18 protein-coding genes are annotated in these 18,344 nt (G+C 30.6%); 11 read left to right on the top strand and 7 right to left on the bottom strand.

Annotated elements, in window-relative coordinates:
- Positions 1 to 134 precede the first annotated feature (134 nt).
- Genes DB313_RS01260 through DB313_RS01250 form a run of 3 tightly spaced genes read left to right on the top strand, consistent with a single transcriptional unit; the run spans position 135 to position 2,196 of the window.
- Positions 135 to 1,160, top strand: coding sequence for a M23 family metallopeptidase (locus DB313_RS01260; protein WP_120104053.1), 1,026 nt, complete (start codon positions 135 to 137; stop codon positions 1,158 to 1,160).
- Positions 1,161 to 1,712, top strand: coding sequence for a bactofilin family protein (locus tag DB313_RS01255; RefSeq protein WP_120104052.1), 552 nt, complete (start codon positions 1,161 to 1,163; stop codon positions 1,710 to 1,712).
- A complete protein-coding gene (locus DB313_RS01250; RefSeq protein ID WP_120104051.1) occupies positions 1,702 to 2,196 on the top strand; it encodes a YaaR family protein in 495 nt (164 codons plus the stop codon). The genes DB313_RS01255 and DB313_RS01250 overlap by 11 nt, the downstream gene beginning before the upstream one ends.
- A gap of 339 nt (positions 2,197 to 2,535) precedes the next feature.
- Here the strand turns inward: DB313_RS01250 and DB313_RS01245 are convergent, their stop codons facing one another.
- The 6 genes from DB313_RS01245 to DB313_RS01220 form a co-directional block, all read right to left on the bottom strand.
- A complete protein-coding gene (locus tag DB313_RS01245; RefSeq protein WP_120104050.1) occupies positions 2,536 to 4,098 on the bottom strand; it encodes a glycerol-3-phosphate dehydrogenase/oxidase in 1,563 nt (520 codons plus the stop codon).
- Between the two features lie 36 nt (positions 4,099 to 4,134).
- A complete protein-coding gene (glpQ, locus tag DB313_RS01240; RefSeq protein WP_174220833.1) occupies positions 4,135 to 5,148 on the bottom strand; it encodes a glycerophosphodiester phosphodiesterase in 1,014 nt (337 codons plus the stop codon).
- Positions 5,149 to 5,214: 66 nt separating this feature from the next.
- Positions 5,215 to 6,582 (bottom strand): glycerol-3-phosphate transporter, encoded by a 1,368-nt coding sequence (gene glpT / locus DB313_RS01235; protein ID WP_120104049.1) that lies wholly within the window; start codon positions 6,580 to 6,582, stop codon positions 5,215 to 5,217.
- Between the two features lie 104 nt (positions 6,583 to 6,686).
- Complete coding sequence (glpK, locus tag DB313_RS01230; protein ID WP_120104048.1) at positions 6,687 to 8,177, bottom strand: glycerol kinase GlpK; 1,491 nt, start codon at positions 8,175 to 8,177, stop codon at positions 6,687 to 6,689.
- Positions 8,178 to 8,228: 51 nt separating this feature from the next.
- Positions 8,229 to 8,996, bottom strand: coding sequence for an MIP/aquaporin family protein (locus DB313_RS01225; RefSeq protein ID WP_120104047.1), 768 nt, complete (start codon positions 8,994 to 8,996; stop codon positions 8,229 to 8,231).
- Positions 8,997 to 9,037: 41 nt separating this feature from the next.
- Positions 9,038 to 9,889 (bottom strand): HAD family hydrolase, encoded by an 852-nt coding sequence (locus tag DB313_RS01220; protein ID WP_120104046.1) that lies wholly within the window; start codon positions 9,887 to 9,889, stop codon positions 9,038 to 9,040.
- A 241-nt stretch (positions 9,890 to 10,130) separates the two neighbouring features.
- Here DB313_RS01220 and DB313_RS01215 point away from each other — a divergent pair, with 241 nt between their 5' ends.
- Complete coding sequence (locus DB313_RS01215) at positions 10,131 to 10,733, top strand: deoxynucleoside kinase (protein ID WP_174220859.1); 603 nt, start codon at positions 10,131 to 10,133, stop codon at positions 10,731 to 10,733.
- 59 nt (positions 10,734 to 10,792) lie between these two features.
- On the top strand, positions 10,793 to 11,563 hold the full coding sequence (locus DB313_RS01210) for a hypothetical protein (RefSeq protein ID WP_120104044.1): 771 nt from the start codon (positions 10,793 to 10,795) through the stop codon (positions 11,561 to 11,563).
- Here DB313_RS01210 and lnt read toward each other — a convergent pair.
- Positions 11,521 to 13,080 (bottom strand): apolipoprotein N-acyltransferase, encoded by a 1,560-nt coding sequence (gene lnt, locus DB313_RS01205; RefSeq protein ID WP_120104043.1) that lies wholly within the window; start codon positions 13,078 to 13,080, stop codon positions 11,521 to 11,523. The two genes, DB313_RS01210 and lnt, sit on opposite strands and share 43 nt — an antisense overlap.
- 141 nt (positions 13,081 to 13,221) lie before the next feature.
- Between lnt and DB313_RS01200 the strand changes: the two genes are divergently transcribed.
- The 6 genes from DB313_RS01200 to DB313_RS01175 all read left to right on the top strand — a co-directional run bounded on the left by DB313_RS01200 (position 13,222) and on the right by DB313_RS01175 (position 18,275).
- Positions 13,222 to 15,228 carry a tetratricopeptide repeat protein gene (locus DB313_RS01200; RefSeq protein ID WP_120104644.1) on the top strand — a complete coding sequence of 669 codons (2,007 nt, stop codon included), beginning with the start codon at positions 13,222 to 13,224 and terminating at the stop codon, positions 15,226 to 15,228.
- 18 nt (positions 15,229 to 15,246) lie between these two features.
- Entirely contained in the window at positions 15,247 to 16,353 is a 1,107-nt protein-coding gene (ychF, locus tag DB313_RS01195; protein ID WP_120104042.1) for a redox-regulated ATPase YchF, read from the top strand.
- A 14-nt stretch (positions 16,354 to 16,367) separates the two neighbouring features.
- A complete protein-coding gene (locus DB313_RS01190) occupies positions 16,368 to 17,198 on the top strand; it encodes a hypothetical protein (RefSeq protein WP_120104041.1) in 831 nt (276 codons plus the stop codon).
- A gap of 70 nt (positions 17,199 to 17,268) precedes the next feature.
- Positions 17,269 to 17,526 (top strand): 30S ribosomal protein S20, encoded by a 258-nt coding sequence (gene rpsT, locus DB313_RS01185; RefSeq protein WP_120104040.1) that lies wholly within the window; start codon positions 17,269 to 17,271, stop codon positions 17,524 to 17,526.
- Between the two features lie 11 nt (positions 17,527 to 17,537).
- Complete coding sequence (locus DB313_RS01180) at positions 17,538 to 17,864, top strand: HU family DNA-binding protein (RefSeq protein ID WP_120104039.1); 327 nt, start codon at positions 17,538 to 17,540, stop codon at positions 17,862 to 17,864.
- Between the two features lie 3 nt (positions 17,865 to 17,867).
- Positions 17,868 to 18,275: a bactofilin family protein gene (locus DB313_RS01175; RefSeq protein WP_120104038.1), complete on the top strand. Its 408-nt coding sequence runs from the start codon at positions 17,868 to 17,870 to the stop codon at positions 18,273 to 18,275.
- The last annotated feature ends 69 nt before the right edge of the window (positions 18,276 to 18,344 follow it).

The following is an 18,344-nucleotide window of genomic DNA, read 5'->3' as shown; positions in this document are numbered from 1 at the left end:
TATGAGATAATGATTACAAGGTAAGCAAATTTTAAAATGAAGTAACATTTGTTCAATATTTAGAGTTTAATTAACATTTAAAATGGGGTTAAGTGTTTTAGCTTTATAAATTAGTGAGTGAGGTAGAGTCTGTGATGAAAAAGAAAATGAGGTATAAAATTATCTTATTTTTAAAGGGACTAGGTAAGCTTTGCTTTGTAATCTTTAGTTCTTTTCTTAAAGTTTTAAATAATATTTACTCTTTTTTTAGTCAAAATGTTAGCTTCATGATTGTTCCTCATGTTAAAGGGAATGTTAAGAATATCAAGATTTCTTTATTGACTCTTTTTTTATTTTTTTTATTTTTTCTTGTTATTTTTATAGGGTTTGTTTTACTAGCTGTTAATTATGTTACTCTTACATCTATTGTTAAGTCTACTGAGAAAAATTATGAACTTGCGGAAACGGAGATTGAAGATTTTAGAAACACAGTTGTTGAGATTAATTCTGTTGCTAGTAATTTTTCTAGGGTGTTAGATGAACTTAGAACTTCCTTGAAAATAAAGGAAAGTAATATTGATTTGAACCGTAACAAATTAGATGGTGATCTTGCAGATTTTCTTGATTTGCAAGTATTAGAGGCTAATGCAATCAAAGAATTGAGTGATCTTAAAAATGTTAAAAGTACAATAGAGGGCTCTATTCCTCCTCTTAAGAGTATAGTTAAATTACTTCATTCTCAAAATAAATTGTTAAATGATATTCCTTCGCTTTGGCCGATTATTAAAGGAGACGGTATTATTTCTTTGCATTTTGGGCCAGCTATTGAGCCTTTTACTAGACAATGGTATATTCATAAGGGAATAGATCTTGCGGGAGTGAGAATTGGAACAGCTATTGTTGCAGCTGCTGATGGAGAGGTTATTAGAGCTAGTCATCAATCAACGGGTTATGGTAATTTTGTTCAAATTAAGCATAAGTATGGACTTTCAACTCTTTATGCACATCTGTCTCGCTTAAACACTTCAAAGGGTTCTTATGTTAAAAAAGGTCAAGTGATTGGATTTCTTGGACAAACAGGGTATTCTACAGGACCTCATCTTCACTATGAAGTTCGAATAGGGTCTCAAGTTATAAATCCGGATATGTATTTAAATTTATCAACGGGAGCTTCAAAATAGATGTTGAATTTTTTGAGTATAAATAAGAATAAGAAAATTGCGTCAACTTTTATTTTTGATGAAATCAAAACGATAGTAGGGAAAAATGATTTTTTTAAAGGGGAGTTAATTTCAAATAATTTTATTCGCATTGATGGTGATTTTCTTGGAACTATTAGTTCTACTAAGAGGGTTATAATTGGAGAAACGGGGAGAATTAAATCAAATATTAATGCAAATGAGATTGTTATTTCTGGAATAGTTCTTGGAAACATTTATGCTGACAATAAAATTAAGGTTTTTCAGTCAGGATGTGTGATTGGCAATATTTCGTGCAGGTCAATTGAAGTTGAAGAAGGTGCAATTATTGATGGATATATGAATATTGGTACTGGAAATCTTGGACTATCTGAGAAAGATGTATTTATTTATACAGGTTCTTATAAGGTAGATGAAGATATTTTAATTGAAGTGAATAAGGAAATGAAAGGAGAAAGGATCGTTAGGGATTTTCAAATAGAAGAGAGTAATAAATACTTATTCAATGATATGAGTAAAATAGATGAAGATTAATAATTTAGTAGCAGGTGCTTTAAATCTTGAACCGAGAGATTATAAAAAGAATAAAAAGAAGGTTGATGTTGGTAAGTCAAATGTTTTTTCTTCAGTATTTAAATCAGAATTTGTAAAAGAAGATAAACATTTTATTTTGCTTGAAAATGGTGAATTTAATCTTGATTTTATTAAAAATATGTTAGATGAGATTAATGATATTGGAGAAAAGCTTTTAAGCGAGCCTTCTCGTCAAAATGTAATTTTTTACAAGAAAACTATAGCGGAATTTTTATCTATTGTCTTATCGTCTTCTATTTCTCTTAAGGAACAAAAGGGAGGGAGTAGTGGAGAGGTAAAGAGACCCAAGTATCGCATTATTAGAATTATTAATGAAAAGCTTGATAAGCTTGCTTATTCGGTTTTGCAAAATCAAGTTTCTCAGATTAAACTTTTAAGTAGTCTTGAAGAAATTCAAGGATTACTTGTAAATCTACTTAGATGAAGCTTAATTTTAAGTTAGTATAAATGCCATAATTTATTTTATATATTAGCCGTAGTTTGTGACATATAATCTAATAATTTTGGTTTTATGACATATTATATTGGGTAGTTGCCATACATGAATAATTGAAATAGGAGGTAGTTTAAGTATGCAATGGTTATTTGTTCTCTATTCTTTAGTTGTTATGTTACTATTTCAAAGTTGTTATGTTGCTTTTATTTAGATTCATGATAAAAAGAGATGTTATTGAAAATTGCATATCATTTTTGTGAAGTGATAGTTATAAATAATTATTTGTTTGAATTTTAAAAAAGGAGGATTTTAGCATCCCCCTTTTAATTAAACTAAATATTTTTGCGCTGTCTCTGTAAAGGTTTTTATTTGATCATTCTTCCATTCTTCAGATTTGCCAAGTTTTTGCATCATAATCTCAGCAACCTTTGGTGTAGCTTCAATTGTGGCTTTTGCATTTAATAGAAGTGATCTTGTTCTTCTTGATAAAATATCTTCTACAGTTTTTGCTTGTTCAAATTCAATAGCAAAGGTGATTTGAGCTTCATTTAATGATAAATCAGCATGAATCTTATTATTAAATCCTTCCATTTCACTTAAAATTTTAAAATCACTTCCATAGACTCTAAAGGGTTCAGGAATATTGAGTACTTTTTCCTTTTCTAAGTAACCGTGCAACTTTAAGTTTTCTGTAGTAGAGATTGAGTCAGATATTAATTTTTCTTCTATTGCTCTTTTTAGAGTCTTTTCGGCCATTTTTCTGAAAGTGGTGTATTTACCCCCGGCAATTGTAATAAGATTTGATTCTGAGATAAATATTTTCTCATCTCTTGATATTTTTGAGGTGTTTTGCTCTCCTTTAGGATCTACTATTAGTGGTCTAATACCTGCATAAGCGCTCTTAACATCACTCTTACTTATTTTAGTATTTAAATAATCGTTCATATTGTCTATTATGAATTCAATTTCACTTTCTAGGCTCTTAGGCTCTTCTTCAATTTTATCTATTGAAACATCTGTGCTTCCACAAACAACTCCATCGTGCCAAGGTAGTGCGAATAAGACTCTATTATCACTTGTCTTAGGCATAAGCATTGCATAGTCTGTATGAAATTTATCTTTCTTAAGTATTAGATGTGTTCCTTGAGAAGGTCTAATAATGTTAGGGGCACTAGGGTCATCTATTTTTCTAATCTCGTCTGCAAAAATCCCTGTTGCATTTATTATGCATTTACTCTTTATAGTAACTTGTGTATCAGTTGTTTTATCTTTAATAACAGCCCCTGATATTTTACCATTCTCTTTAGTAAAACTTATAAGTTCTGTATAATTGAATGCAATCCCACCTTTTTCGGTAAAAGTTCTAAGCATACTTATTGCCATTCTGGCATCATCAAAAGAATCATCATAATAGAGCACGGAACATTTAAGACCCTCTGTTTTAATATTTGGAATTCTCTCTATTGTCTCGGATTTTGATAATAATCTTGTTTTGTACTTAGCTTTTTTATGCTTTCCAAGAAGGTTATGATACCAACTTAGTCCAAAATAGTAGTAGGGTAGGCTAAAAATGTTATATATAGGCGTAACAAAAGCGCATTCATTCACTAAATGAGGGGCATTTTGTTCGAGTAATGCTTTCTCATAAAGTGCTTCTTTTACTAAGGGTATATTAAATTGAGCTAAATATCTTACACCACCATGTATTAGCTTGGTTGATCTAGAGGATGTACCTTTTGCATAGTCAAATTTTTCAATAAGCAAAGTCTTATTCCCTCTTGTAATGGAATCTATTGCGATGCCCAGGCCTGTTGCTCCCCCACCAACTATTATTAGGTCAAAATCTTGATTATCAAGATCTTTTAGTTCTTTTTCTTCATTTTTACTCATAAAAATTAAATATTCTCCTTATTATTAATAATAAATTTATTTTCTTATAAAGCCTAATACTACATCAGGAAAATCTGTAAATACTCCATCTACCTTTGCTTTATTAAATAGTAAATTTAGTAGTTCATTTGCGTCTTTTACATAAGAAGGTAATGCGTCAATTCTCATAGTGTAAGGATGAACCTCCATTTTGTGCTTATGCGCTAAGGAAGTAAGTCCTGTTACTTTTCCATCAATTATGACTTGAGGTATCCAAGGGCCAATCCCATCAGAGTATTTTGCAACTTCTGCTATGCCTTCTTCTGATTTAATGTATTCATAGTCTGTTGGTGCCTCATTCCAATCGTTTTCGCCAATAAGCATTACAAGCTTTCCTTTATAACCAAGTTCTTCTCTTATTCTCTTAAGTTCATCAAAGTCAAATATTTGAAGATAAATTTTGTCTTCCTTTGATTTATAACCATATTTATTTAGCATTTCTATTACGATCTTAGATATATCTTTACCTTGTTGCTTATGCCAAAAGGGTTTTTTAATTTCAGGATAGATTCCAACATTTCTCCCTGTACTTTTGTTTAATCCTTGTATGAATTGTATTTCTTCTTCTAGAGTTGGAATTTTGAAATTGTATTCATTTAAGGGGAAACGGTTAGGATATATTGGTTTTCCAGTTTTAGGATCAAATCTTTCACTAAGTTTTAGCGATTTAAGCTCTCTTAATGTAAAGTCAACCGAGTAATATCTCCCATCTTTTCTGGCTCTTTCAGGAAATATTTCTGCAACATTTGTTGTTGTGTCAATTTCTGGGTCATGCATTATAATAGGAATATCATCTTTTGTCAGAACAATGTCTTGCTCTAGGTAATGAGCTCCTAAAGCGTAAGCAAATGCTTTAGCCTCTAATGTATGTTCTGGTAAATAACCACTAGCACCTCTATGAGCTATGACTAGAGGTAACGCTTTATTCATACTTACTTTTTCCTTCTCACAAGAAATAATGAAAAGAGAACTTATTAAGAACAGCAATAATTTAAGTTTTATTTGTTTCATTTTACAACCTCTTATATTATGATCACTACATTATATAGTTGTTAATCTTCTATTTCCATATAATTATTATGTTCTTTTATTGTTCCCATTTATTTTGTTTTCTTGTCTAAATGTTAGACTTATAAATATTATTGCAAGTAAGCAAGAAGTTATTAATAGATAAAAATATACATCCCAGTTAAAGTATTGCAATACAAATCCTGTAATAGCACTAGCAGCTACAGAACCTCCTATATATCCAAATAATCCTGTAAATCCTGCGGCAGTGCCGGCTGCCTTTTTGGGCGCAAGATCAAGAGCATGAAGTCCAATGAGCATAACAGGTCCGTAAATTAAGAATCCTATTATTGCCAAAAGAGTAGTTGTAAGGGTCGGAGTATTTTCTGGTAATTGCCAATAGATAATTACTGTAACAAGAGTAGCAGCCATGAAAATTATTCCAGTCTCAGTTCGTCTCCCTTTAAAAACTTTGTCGGATATCCACCCGCAAATGATTGTTCCAGGAATAGCTGAAAACTCATAAAGGGAATATGCCCATCCTGAATCTTTTATAGAAAAATGTTTTACTTGCGATAGGTATGTAGGAGCCCAATCCAGAACACCGTATCTGACAAAGTACACAAATGCGTTAGCAATAGCTATATACCAAAGCAGCTTATTATTAAAAACATATTTTATAAAGATGTCTTTTGCGTTAAGCTCTTCTTCTAATTTTTTTGTATAGTTTTCAGGATAATCGTTTTTGTACTCTTCAACTGGCGGTAGTCCTACAGATTGAGGAGTATCTCTTAGTGTAAGGAGAACAAATATAGCAATTCCTACTACTATTCCTGCTGGTACATAAAGTACAGCTTGCCATTCGTTGAAGTGAAGCAGAGCCCAAGATGATATAATACCCGAGAAGGCTGCTCCTGTATTGTGAGCTACATTCCAAGTAGCAACAGTTATTCCCCTTTCTTTTGTTGACCACCAATGGACCATAGTACGCCCACAAGCAGGCCATCCCATTCCCTGAACCCATCCGTTTGAAAACATTAAAATGAACATGAGTGCTACTGCTGTTGTTGTTTCAATTGAATTCCAAGGAAATAATCCAAATATAACAGTAATCACAGCGGTCAAGAGTAATCCTAGAGATAAAAAATATCTAGGATTACTTCGATCTGAGACATTCCCCATTATAAATTTAGAGAATCCATATGCAATTGAAACGCCAGATAAAATTATACCCAATTGGCCTTTCCCAAAACCTTCTTTTTCGAGTTCTGGCATAGCAAATGAAAAAATTTTTCTTGTTAAATAAAAACCAGCATATCCAATGAATATTGACACGAATACTTGAAGCCTCAATCTTTTGTATAGTGAATCTTCTATTTTTTTGTCTACTCTTTCTATGTGAGGTGCTGGACTGAGAAAATTAAATAATTTTGCCATATTTATCTCCGCTATATTTATTATCGTACCTTTATTAAAATATTAGACGCAAAATTTTAATCTTACTAACCTACCAATATTTTAATCAAGACTAGTTTGTTTGGTTATTTAATCCAAGCTTTTGCTCTATCAATAGCCTTATTCCAATTATAAATCAAATTTTCTCTTTTGCTTTTTTCCATTGAAGGCTCAAAGATTTTATCTGATTGCCAGAGGTTTGTAATCTCTTCAGCACTTTCCCAGTAGCCCACAGCAAGACCTGCAAGATAAGCAGCTCCAAGAGCAGTTGTTTCTGTAATTTTTGGTCTAACAACATTACATTGTAAAATATCAGCTTGAAATTGCATGAGTAAATCATTTTGACTAGCTCCTCCGTCAACTCTTACTTCATGTATTTCAAAGTTCTGAATAGAATTTTTCATTGCTGTTAATACATCAAAACTTTGTAGTGCGATGCTTTCAAGTGCAGCTCTTGTAATATGTGCTTTAGTTGTTCCTCTTGTGATTCCAATAATTGTGCCCCTAGCGTAGGAATCCCAGTGAGGTGCACCAAGACCTACAAATGCTGGCACGAAATAAATTCCTCCATTGTCATTTACGGAAGTTGCTAACGCTTCTGCGTCAGAGCTTTTTCTAAATAGTTCTAAATTATCTCTTAACCATTGAACTACAGCTCCTCCAATAAAAACGCTTCCTTCAAGGACATAGGTTGTTGAATTATTTATTCTCCATGCAATTGAGGTTAAAAGATTTTTGTCATTAATAACGGGTTCATGACCTATGTTAACAGTAGCAAAACATCCAGTTCCATAGGTATTCTTAGCCATTCCCTTCTTAAGACATGCTTGTCCAAATGTTGCTGCAAATTGGTCACCAGCAATTCCTGCAATAGGGATTTCTGATCCAAATAGAGAAGAATCAGTTTTACCATATATTTCAGAGCTTTGTTTAAGTTCGGGTAAAATTGCTTTTGGTATGTCTAATATTTGTAAAAGCTCGTCATCCCATTCAAGTGTTTTGATATTTAAAAGTAAAGTTCTTGATGCATTAGAATAGTCTGTAGTATGTACCTTACCCTTAGTAAGATTCCATAGTAGCCAAGTGTCTACTGTTCCAAAACATAATTCTCCCTTTTCCGCTCTTTCTCTTGCTCCCTCAACATTATCTAGTATCCATTTTATTTTTGTACCGCTAAAGTAAGAATCTAATATAAGACCTGTTTTTTGTAAAATAATTTTATCTTTTCCTTCTGCTTTAAGTTTATCGCAAATTGGTGCTGTTCTTCTGTCTTGCCAGACTATTGCATTGTAAATTGGATATCCTGTGCTTCTGTCCCAAATAATTGTGGTTTCTCGTTGATTTGTGATTCCAATTGCTTCAATTTCACTGGGAAAAGTTCTTGCATTTGCTAATGCTTCTGCTATAACTCCTAATTGAGATCCCCATATTTCATTAGGGTCATGTTCAACCCAACCGGTTTGTGGGTAAATTTGTGTAAATTCTTTTTGTGCGAGTCCTTTTATGTTCGCATTTTTGTCAAATACTATTGCTCTTGAACTAGTTGTACCTTGGTCAATAGATAGGATGTACTTCATAATAATTTCTCCTTCTTTAACATATTTGAATAACTTGTAATTGGATTATACTTAAGATTTTTCTTTCTCTTCTAAAGTAAACCCATAAACTATAGCACCCAAAACAGCACCAATTATTGGACCTAATACAGGAATGAGAGTTATACAAATGTCATCAAGACCGTGGTTTTTAAAACCAGCCACTAATAGTAGTAATCTTGGTCCTAAATCTCTTGCTGGGTTAATAGCGTAACCATTCATACCCCCAAAGCTTATTCCAATAGACAACACTATTGCTCCAATAATAAACGGAAAGAATGGATTTTTAGCTCCTTCTTTTACAAACTGCCCGACAACTAAAACTAAAAACATCAATAAGAATGTTCCAAATATTTGATCAATAAATCCAGGCAAAAAACCAGGAACAGCAGGGAAAGTAGACATAATACCTTGAGTAGTTTCAAAAGTAGGGTCTATTTCTATCCATTTAGGATAAAATACCATTAATGTCATTAGAGCTCCAAAGAAAGCTCCAAGCATTTGAGCTATGATGTAGTGAAAGAGTTTTGACATCGGGAATCTTCCAGTGACAGCTAGTCCAATGCTAACAGCAGGATTTAAATGGGCTCCGCTAATTCTTGCAGCTGTGTAAACACCAAATGTTACACCCAAACCCCATCCAAATACGATATTGGTATAGCCCCCCTTTATTACTTCTCCTACCACAGTAGGACTTGATGGAAATAATACTGTCATAGCTACTGAACCTGTTCCAAGTGCTAATAGAATAAATGTGCCTAAGAATTCTGAAGCAAATTCTTTAGAGCGTGTATAAACCATATTTAACCTCCTTATGTTTAATATTTAAGTTTACTTTAAAATTAACTTTCTGTAATCTTTATTGGATTTATTAAAATATTGTTATTTATATAATGAGCAACAGATTCATTCCAACTTGGGGCAATCACTTCAATATTAGGTAATGCTTTTTTTAATTTTTCATTTGCATTTTCTGTCATTATACCTTTACCAGAGGTACTTAGCATATCTAAATCATTAAATCCGTTTCCAAATGCAACAACTTCACTTAGGTCTATTTTGTATCTATTTGTTATGACTTTTATTGCTTTCCCCTTTGATGCTCCAATATTCACTATTTCAAGGGTTGTGGGATTTGAGAGAAAAGTATTAATATTACCTTTATATTTTTGTAATAAGATATTTTCATATTCTAATAATTTCTCTTCTTGATGGCTTATTATCAATGCAACAATATTTTTAAAATCTTCAAATTTTTCTATATTTTCGAATTTCCTATTTGATTTGTCAATGAGGTTATCTTCTGTATTTATCTTTTGTAAATCGTTTATGTTTATATATAACTTATCTTCTTGGTCTTTTATCTTGTATATGCAGTGAATAAAATCTTTATATTTAAAATTTTTATCTCTTAATATATCTTCTACTACTAAAGGCTCAAGGTCATAGCTTATAAGTTCTTTCCAATTGAAATCATAAACTCTTCCTCCATTTAGAGTAATATAGTTTGTTTCATGTAAATTAAAACTTTGTACTAATCCTTTTATTTCGTTTTTACTTCTTCCTGTTGCAATGAAAAATTTTTTTCCTTCCTCAATGAGTTGATTAATGACATTTTTTGTAAAATTCCCCATTGTTCCATTAGGAAGCAGCAGTGTTCCATTCAAATCGGTTACTACGGCCTTGACATTCATTTAAATATTCTCCTAAATGAGAGCCACAATAATTGAGTAGTTCTTATGTTAAAAATTTTATTTTTTATCATTATTAATGTCAATGGTTTAAAAAAGTTAAAGTCAATGATTTAGTTCTTTTAAAAAGTTTTAATGATTTTTGAAATTTTTGTTACTAGACATTCTATGTTTTTGAGTGTTTAAATAATTTTATTTTTTCACTATTATGTGGATATTGATTTAAATTGCGGAGGCAAATTTGGTGATTGTAATTGAGGGCTTAATTGGAGCAGGAAAGACTACGCTTGGAAATATCTTGTCTAGGGAGCTTAATATTCCTTTTTATAGTGAGTTGAATAATGAATTTACACTATCTATTTTAGATAAGTTTTATAAGGATAAGTCTAGATGGGCTTTTCCCGTTCAGATTAATTTTTTAAATGAGAGATTTAAGCTCATAAAGGCTATTTTTAGAACTAAAGGAGGCATACTTGATAGATCTATTTATGGTGATCGTGTATTTGCTACTCTTTTAAATGAAGGTGGATATATGTCTGATGACGAATATAGAATATATCTTGATTTACTTGATAATATGTTGGAACATTCTCAGATACCTGCATTGATGATTTATCTTGATTGTAGCGTTGATGAAGCTGAACGACGAATTAAGAATAGAAATAGAAGTTTTGAGACAGGAATTCCTAGAGAGTACCTTGATAATCTTAACACTAAGTATTTGAGTTGGTATGATAATTATAATTTGTCCCCTAAATTGAGACTTGAATATGACGATATAAATATTTTTGATGATGAGCACAAAAACAAACTTATTTCTTTAATTAAAGATAAACTTGTAATATAATTTGTTTATAATTTATTGTTTATTGTTTTGGGAAGGTCTACATTTTGTTGGAGGTTGGCATGAGAAAATTGGTATTATTTTTTTTATTTTTTTCTTTGGTTTTTTCGAGTTTGTTTGCAAAGAGTAATTCTGTAATTGATGATAAACAAAAAGAACTTGCTATTTTTTATTATGAAGTAGGACAGAGATACATTGATGTTGGTAAGGTTAAGAAGGGAAAAAAATTTCAGAAGAAGGCTTTAGAGATTTATCCTAGACTTAAAGAAGAGGTTGACTTTAAAAGTGCTATAGAAGAAATTGACTCTAAAATGAGCATGGAGGGAGAAACTAAATCCCTTGCGTTTGAAGATGTTAGACTTGATGAGATTCCAGGGATAACTCATGATAAGATTGAGATTAATGAGCTTACAAATGCCCCTAAAATAGAATACATTGCTGAGAAGGCAAGAGAGAATCATAAAGAACAGGCGGTTAAATTTCAGTTTAACAAATTTGCAAGAGCTCTTCTTTTACAAAATGTTGGCTTGCTAAATTCTGTTATGGCAGATGAGGTTAAAGTTTTGGATAAGGTTGAGGCTAAGGATACTTTTATTTCAAAATTAGAGGGCGTATCAAGTGGTATTGATAAGGATGAACTAAGTTATCTTTCAGTTGATGATTTTTATGACTTAAAATCTTTAAAAATTATTAAAGATACCGATGTTTCTTACAATGTTCGAGTTAAGACTAAGAAAAATAATGTTACTAAAAACATTCCATTTTGGAGTGGAAATCAGACCTTAAGCTTTCAAAGAAAGGGTGATAAATGGGTTCTTTCTTCAATAAAATAAAATCTTAGTGTCATTATTACAAGCATTATTGCTAGCATGTATATAAATAAGTCTCCAATATGTTCGTAAATTGTTATGACCTTTGGAGACAGTTTGATTTTGGAAGTTAAGTATCCTTCTTTAAATGTTTCTAAACTTTTTATGTTTTCTCCATATTCATTGATTATTGTAGTTATTCCAGAATTTGTGGCTCTAATTGTTTTAATGCCATTTTCTATGCTTCTAAATTTCGCTACTACAAAATGTTGCCATTCCGATGAATTTGTATTTGACCAAGAATCGTTTGAGAAGTTTAGTAATAAATTTGCACCTTGTTTTTTATAAGCTCTTGCAAGGTCAGTAAATGCATCATCATAACATATTAAAAGAGCTAAACGGAATTTCTTTAATTTAAATATTTCAAGCTTATTTCCACTAGTTTGCCCTGAGATTCCAAAATTTTTAATAAAAAATTCTCTTACAAGTTCATAATTGTAAAATGGTACTTTTTCTGCAAATGGAACTAAAAATATCTTAGAATATATATTTTCTATAGTAAGGTTAGGTTTTATTGCATAGACCGAATTTTGATGTGTTCTTAATCTTTGGTTTATGTTTGAAGGTGAACCAATAACAAAGTGAGATTTGCTTTCTAATATCAATTCATTTATTGAATCGTATAGTGCAAGTAAGTCTAAATTATGATGAATATATTCTTTATAAGAATTAAAGGGAAAGGTTAGTACCCCTTCACTCCATAGTACAAGTTCCGTATCTGGATTTTCTTTTAAAGCTTCTTTTGTAAGCTTAATAGATCTTTGAACACTTTCTTTATAATTTCCAGGCAACCAGGGGTCAATATTAAGTTGAACTGCTGCAATACTCAGAGTATCTATTTCTTTGTTTAATATTGGATTTATTTCTATTTTTTTAATCATTCCATAAGTAAAAGATGCAACTATTAACATCGTAGAGAAAAGGGCACTTGATATGTTCATTTTACTTTGTTTTATTAAAAGATTTGCAAGTCCTGCGTTAAAAAAATAAACAATAAATGATACAAAAAAGACTCCAAAAATATCAGCTACTTGTATTAAATCATTGAAGTTACTAACCATAAAAGCTGAGAATCCCCAAGGATATGCTGAGAATCCAACGGACTTTGAGTAATCGTAAAGAGTAAAAAGCATAGCTAAAATTAATGTTTTATTCTTAAAAGTTTTAAGAGAATAATATAACAAATATCCTAACACAAAAGAGTAAGGCATGTACCCTACTATTGCTCCCAAGAATGTTAATAACCCAAAGTAATGAAAAAAAGCAAGCCAAAAATTTTGTAGGCTATTTGCTACCAAAAAATAAAAGACAGTTATGCTAATTAAAGTTTTTTTGTCTTTTATTTGAATTAATGCAATGAAAAGTGGTATGTATGCAAAAAGACCAATAGTTGAAAATCCTGTTTCTTTTATTTCGTTTGGAATTGCTAAAGTTGTAAGAATGCCGGAGAATAAGGCTAGATAGAGATATTTTGTTTTCATTTTTCCTCTTTTTTATTATTTATAAAAATATATTGCATAGTAAGTGTAGGTGTTAATATGCAATATTGCATAGTATAATATATAGTATGCAAAATATAATAACACCAATTGTAAACAGTATTGCTTAGGGATAAAAAAATGATGTTGTTTTTTAATATAATTGTTTTTCTTTTTGGAAGTACATTCATTTTAAATTCTCAGGGAATAGTTACAAATAAAGATGCTCAGGAAGAATTTAAATGGGCTCTTAATTCTTATAATAATGGACTTTATGATGATGCTTTGTTGTCTCTTAAAAAGGTTTTAAGTTTTGATCCTAATAACCTCGATTACCATTTTTGGACGGGTAATGTTTATTATAGATTGGGATATATTGAAGAAGCTTTGATGGAATGGAGAAATTTACAATCTCAAGGGTATAAGGTTGCATACCTTAGGCAATTAATCTCTACTATTGAACAAAGAAGAGGTATATTTTTAGATCACGAACTTGGTGTTGAAAGACTTATTAGAGTGGCATCCCTTGATAATTTTATATACAGGCGACCACATGGATATCAGTTTACGTCTTTGAAAGCAGATCAATATGGTGGATATTACGCTGTTAATTTTGTAGGAAATGAGATTCTACATTTTGATGTTAACAATAATGTTGATGTTTTAGTTAAGGATGGTGTTAGTTATTTAAAGTCACCTTATGATGTAATTGAGCTTGGTGGATTACTTTATGTTACTCTTTATTCAAGAGATGAGATTGGTATTTATGATAAAACGATTGGTGTTAAAAAAGGTTCTATTGGGAAGAAGGGAACAAAAGTTGGCGAGCTACTTGCTCCTCAATATATGACTATTGATGATAGAAATTATATTTATGTAAGTGAATGGGGGAATAAACGAATAAGTAAATTTGATACTGAGGGTAATTTTATTTTGCATTTTGGCGTTAAAACAGTAGGTTTTATGGGGCTTTTAGGACCTACTGGTGTTACATATTTAAATGGGAATATTTATGTTGCTGATGCACTTAAGGGTTCTATTGAAGTTTTCGATACTAGTGGTAATCATTTATATTCTGCTCAAACTTCTATTGAGGGTATAGAAGGGCTTAGTAGCGATGTTGATGGAAATAATATTATTATATCTTCAAGATATGGTGTTTATAAGTATAATGTTTTGGGAAAGACGTTTGCTAAACTTTTAAAAGCAGATAACATTGATTCAAAAATTTCGTCTTCAATTATTGATGTCAATAATCAGATTATTGTTTCAGACTTTAATAAGGCAAAAATTTCGATTTATAAAAGTGATGTTAGTATTTATGATAGTTTAAATGTTGATATTAGACGAGTAATTAGAGATGGAGATTCTAAAATCTATGTTGAACTTAATGTTAGTAGTAGAAATGGATTGCCAGTTATAGGGCTTAAGAGTGAAAATTTTGCAATTGCTAATGAAGCATACTATATTGTTAAACCCAAAGTTGCTTATGATGTTAATCTTTCTAATGAGATGAATATTGCAATTGTATTTGATAAATCTTTAGGTATGAAAAAGTATGAAGCAGAGCAGATTATGGGTATAAATACCCTTATAAAGAAGGGGAAGAATAAGAAATTTAGCTTTGTAAATGCAACGAGCGTGCCTTTAATAGATAATATTGAGAGTTTATTAAGCACTATTAATAAGACAAATTCTCTTGGGTCTTATGATTCAACTTATGTGAAGACAGATGTGAGTTTAAAGCTTGCAGGTTCTGAACTTATGTCAAGGAGTTCAAAGAGAGCTGTTCTTTATTTTAATAATGGAGCTTTAAGTCGTTCTGCTTTTGATACATATTCTATAGGCACTATTTTAAATTATTATAAAAATAATGATATTAGGTTTTATTTGATATTGTTTGGAAATAGCCCTATTGACCCTAAATTACAATATTTGGTAGATGAAACTGGAGGAGCTGTGATTCCTTTTTCATCTTATGAGGGAGTATCTAGGGTTTGTGATTTGATGTTAGAGCAGAAGACGGGTACTTATTTACTTGAATACAACTATCCAGGTACACAGGAACCTAATGGATATTTTAATCTATCGGTTGAAATCAATTTTAATCAGCAGACAGGTAGGGGAGAATTTGCATATTTTGTTAATTAGGTTTTGGGGGTTTTATTTATGGCGCTTAATGCAGGAATAGTGGGATTGCCTAATGTAGGTAAATCTACTTTATTCTCATCTTTAACATCAACAAAGGCGGAGATTGCCAATTATCCTTTTTGTACTATTGAGCCAAACATGGGCATGGTAGCAATACCTGATGAGAGACTTGAAAAAATTGTAAGTTTGATTGTACCTAAAAAAACTATTTCGGCTGTAATGGAGTTTGTTGATATAGCAGGCCTTGTTAAAGGAGCTTCTAGAGGTGAGGGACTGGGTAATAAGTTTTTGGCTAATATTCGTGAAGTTTCTGTTGTTGTACATGTTGTTAGGTGTTTTGAAGATAGAGAAGTTATTCATGTTGATGGAGATATAAATCCAGAAAGAGATATAAGCACAATTAACACAGAGCTTTGTCTTGCAGATCTTGATACTGTACAAAAAAGTATTTTAAAGAATGAAAAAAATACAAAAAGTGCTGATAAAAAGGTTAGTGAGAACTCAAAGAGAATTATTTTGATGCTTAAGAAACTTGAAAAGCATTTAATGGATGTTAGACCGGCAGTTGAATTTGTCTTTGATGAATTTGCAAATGAGTTTATTAAATCTTTAAATCTTTTGACCATTAAAAAAGTTATATATGTTTGCAATGTTGATGAAAATTCTCTTTGTGGTAATAAATATACAGATATTGTAAAAGATATTGCTTTAAGGGAAGGTAATGATTATTTGATTCTTTGTGCCAAAATTGAGGCAGAACTTACTGAAGTTGATGATTTGGATGAGAGGAAAGAGATGCTTACTTCTCTTGGAATAGAGGATAGCGGACTTAATAATTTAATAAAGAAAGCTTATTACACTTTAGGTCTTAGAACCTATTTTACTGCTGGTGTTCAGGAAGTTAGAGCTTGGACTTTTATTGATGGAATGAAAGCTCCAGAAGCTGCGGGGATAATACATAGTGATTTTCAGAGAGGTTTCATTAAAGCAGAAGTGTATTCATATGATGATTTGCTTGAATTTCAGAGTGTGCAGAATTTAAAGGAAAAGGGGAAACTTAGGCTTGAGGGGAAAGATTATTTAGTAAAAGACGGCGACATAATTTTCTTTAAATTTAATGTTTAAATAATAATATCAATATGAATGAAATATCTTTTTATACAATCAGATTAATTTTAATTTTTGTTTTTAATGCTGGTTTTGCTATATTTTATATTTCTTTGTATAAAGATATATTTGGCATTTTTGTATTTTGCTTGATATTAATAAATATTTTTGTAGTAATTTCTTACTTAAGATATTACTATGACATTGAATTTAGGAATAATAGTATTTTATATAAAAATTTGTATTCCCAAATTAATTTTGATTTTAATGATATTTTATGGGTTAAGAAGAGATTATTAGATAATATGTTAATTTTGGGCTTAAGTAATGGTCGAAAAATAAAAGTTTGCTTTTTAAGAAAGGATTATTTGATTGAGTTTTTCAGAAAACTTAAAAGCATGAGATCTGACTTGTTTATTGCAAAAATTCAAGAATTTCCGAAAAGGTATTATGTATCGAGTATTTATTTGGTTACTCTTTTATTTCGAATTTTGATTAGTCTTTTTATTTACTATGTTTCATTTAATAATATAATCATATTTCTGTTTATTTTTTTTATTGACATTAAGGTTTTAATAGGAGATATTTTAGTCATAAAGAATTTGGTTATTTTTTATGAGTTTAGAGAAACTTCTATTTATGAGAGAAAAATATTTTCTAGAAAAGAATATTTTTATAAATTTTTTAAAAATGTATTTCTTAATAGTACTGAGCTAGAGAAGAATGATTATTTATCTTTTATTTATGATGATAATAGGTGTAGGAATCAACTTAATAGAGTATTTATTGGAGATAATAAAATGTCTTATTCTATGCAGAGGGATTTTGCATATATTTATAAGTATTGCAATAAGGTAACTTAATTTGTAGATTGACTATATTTTGATTAGTTGATATATTTATTATCATACTAGCTGTATTAAGGAGTTTGATTTGGGAAATAATCCATCAGCATTAAAGAGGGTGCGGCAGAACTTAAAGAGAAATCTGAGAAATTCAAGTGTTAAGAGCGAATTAAAGACTATAGAAAAGCGTTGTATTGGGATGGTAAGAGACGGAAAACGTGAGGAAGCTTTGGAATTTTTTAAGTTTGTTACAAAAAAATTAGATACTGCTGCGAGGAAAAGAATTATTCATAGGAATAAAGCTGCTCGTAAGAAATCAAATTTGAGTACTTTGCTATTAAAATAAGGAAATAGTTTATGTCTTTTTCAAGAAGACCCAAGATTACTAAGTCGGATATTATTGATCTTATAGATTTAAATATTAAAAATAATAATGAAAAAATAGAAAAAAAATATATAAAACTTGTAGTTGATGCTTTTTTTGAAGAGCTTAAGAATAGCCTTTGTCTTAATAATGTCATAGAATTTAGGTCTTTTGGTACATTTGAGGTTAGAAAGAGGAAGGGACGTCAGAATGCTCGTAATCCTCAGACTGGTGAGTATGTTAGAGTTGATGATCACTATGTGGCTTATTTTCGTCCAGGCAAAGACTTAAAAGAGCGAGTATGGGGATATAAGGGATAGTTAATGTCTCCTGATATTAGAGATGATTATAAGTGGGATTGCAGGCTGGATGCAAGCTTAATTTTTAGAGGAAAGTTAAAGTTTGAAGGTGCTTTATATCTTGATTCGTCTTTTGAGGGTGAGATATCTTCTAGGAGAGGAATACTTTTTATAGGGAAAAACAGTAAAGTTATTACAGATGTTATAACTTGCGATACATTGATAATTGAAGGAATTTTAAAGGGAAATGTAAATGCCAGTAATAAGGTTTATTTAAATAGTGGTTGTAAGATATATGGCGATATTAAGACAAAAAAAATATTTATTAATGATAATATAGTCTTTGATGGTAAATGTGAGATGATTAAATCTAATGAGAGCATAGATTTGTTTGCTTTTACAGTTTCACAAATAAAAGATACTTTTCAATGAAATAACTTATATGTTTTCTATTTAGTATTAATGGTTTAAATATTGCTTTTTATAAACCCTTCTTAAAAA

This window comes from Borrelia turcica IST7 (assembly GCF_003606285.1).
Classification (GTDB): Bacteria; Spirochaetota; Spirochaetia; order Borreliales; family Borreliaceae; genus Borrelia; species Borrelia turcica.
Note: the sequence above shows the minus strand (reverse complement) of the source record. Positions and strands in the feature narration are given on the sequence as shown.

Coding starts and splice junctions, on each gene's coding strand:
- DB313_RS01190 (WP_120104041.1), top strand. CDS start 16,368: ATGAATGAAATATCTTTTTATACAATCAGATTAATTTTAATTTTTGTT.
- DB313_RS01260 (WP_120104053.1), top strand. CDS start 135: ATGAAAAAGAAAATGAGGTATAAAATTATCTTATTTTTAAAGGGACTA.
- DB313_RS01225 (WP_120104047.1), bottom strand. CDS start 8,996: ATGGTTTATACACGCTCTAAAGAATTTGCTTCAGAATTCTTAGGCACA.
- DB313_RS01200 (WP_120104644.1), top strand. CDS start 13,222: ATGTTGTTTTTTAATATAATTGTTTTTCTTTTTGGAAGTACATTCATT.
- DB313_RS01210 (WP_120104044.1), top strand. CDS start 10,793: ATGAGAAAATTGGTATTATTTTTTTTATTTTTTTCTTTGGTTTTTTCG.
- ychF (WP_120104042.1), top strand. CDS start 15,247: ATGGCGCTTAATGCAGGAATAGTGGGATTGCCTAATGTAGGTAAATCT.
- glpT (WP_120104049.1), bottom strand. CDS start 6,582: ATGGCAAAATTATTTAATTTTCTCAGTCCAGCACCTCACATAGAAAGA.
- glpQ (WP_174220833.1), bottom strand. CDS start 5,148: ATGAAACAAATAAAACTTAAATTATTGCTGTTCTTAATAAGTTCTCTT.
- DB313_RS01180 (WP_120104039.1), top strand. CDS start 17,538: ATGTCTTTTTCAAGAAGACCCAAGATTACTAAGTCGGATATTATTGAT.
- lnt (WP_120104043.1), bottom strand. CDS start 13,080: ATGAAAACAAAATATCTCTATCTAGCCTTATTCTCCGGCATTCTTACA.
- DB313_RS01250 (WP_120104051.1), top strand. CDS start 1,702: ATGAAGATTAATAATTTAGTAGCAGGTGCTTTAAATCTTGAACCGAGA.
- DB313_RS01245 (WP_120104050.1), bottom strand. CDS start 4,098: ATGAGTAAAAATGAAGAAAAAGAACTAAAAGATCTTGATAATCAAGAT.
- glpK (WP_120104048.1), bottom strand. CDS start 8,177: ATGAAGTACATCCTATCTATTGACCAAGGTACAACTAGTTCAAGAGCA.
- DB313_RS01220 (WP_120104046.1), bottom strand. CDS start 9,889: ATGAATGTCAAGGCCGTAGTAACCGATTTGAATGGAACACTGCTGCTT.
- DB313_RS01175 (WP_120104038.1), top strand. CDS start 17,868: ATGTCTCCTGATATTAGAGATGATTATAAGTGGGATTGCAGGCTGGAT.
- DB313_RS01255 (WP_120104052.1), top strand. CDS start 1,161: ATGTTGAATTTTTTGAGTATAAATAAGAATAAGAAAATTGCGTCAACT.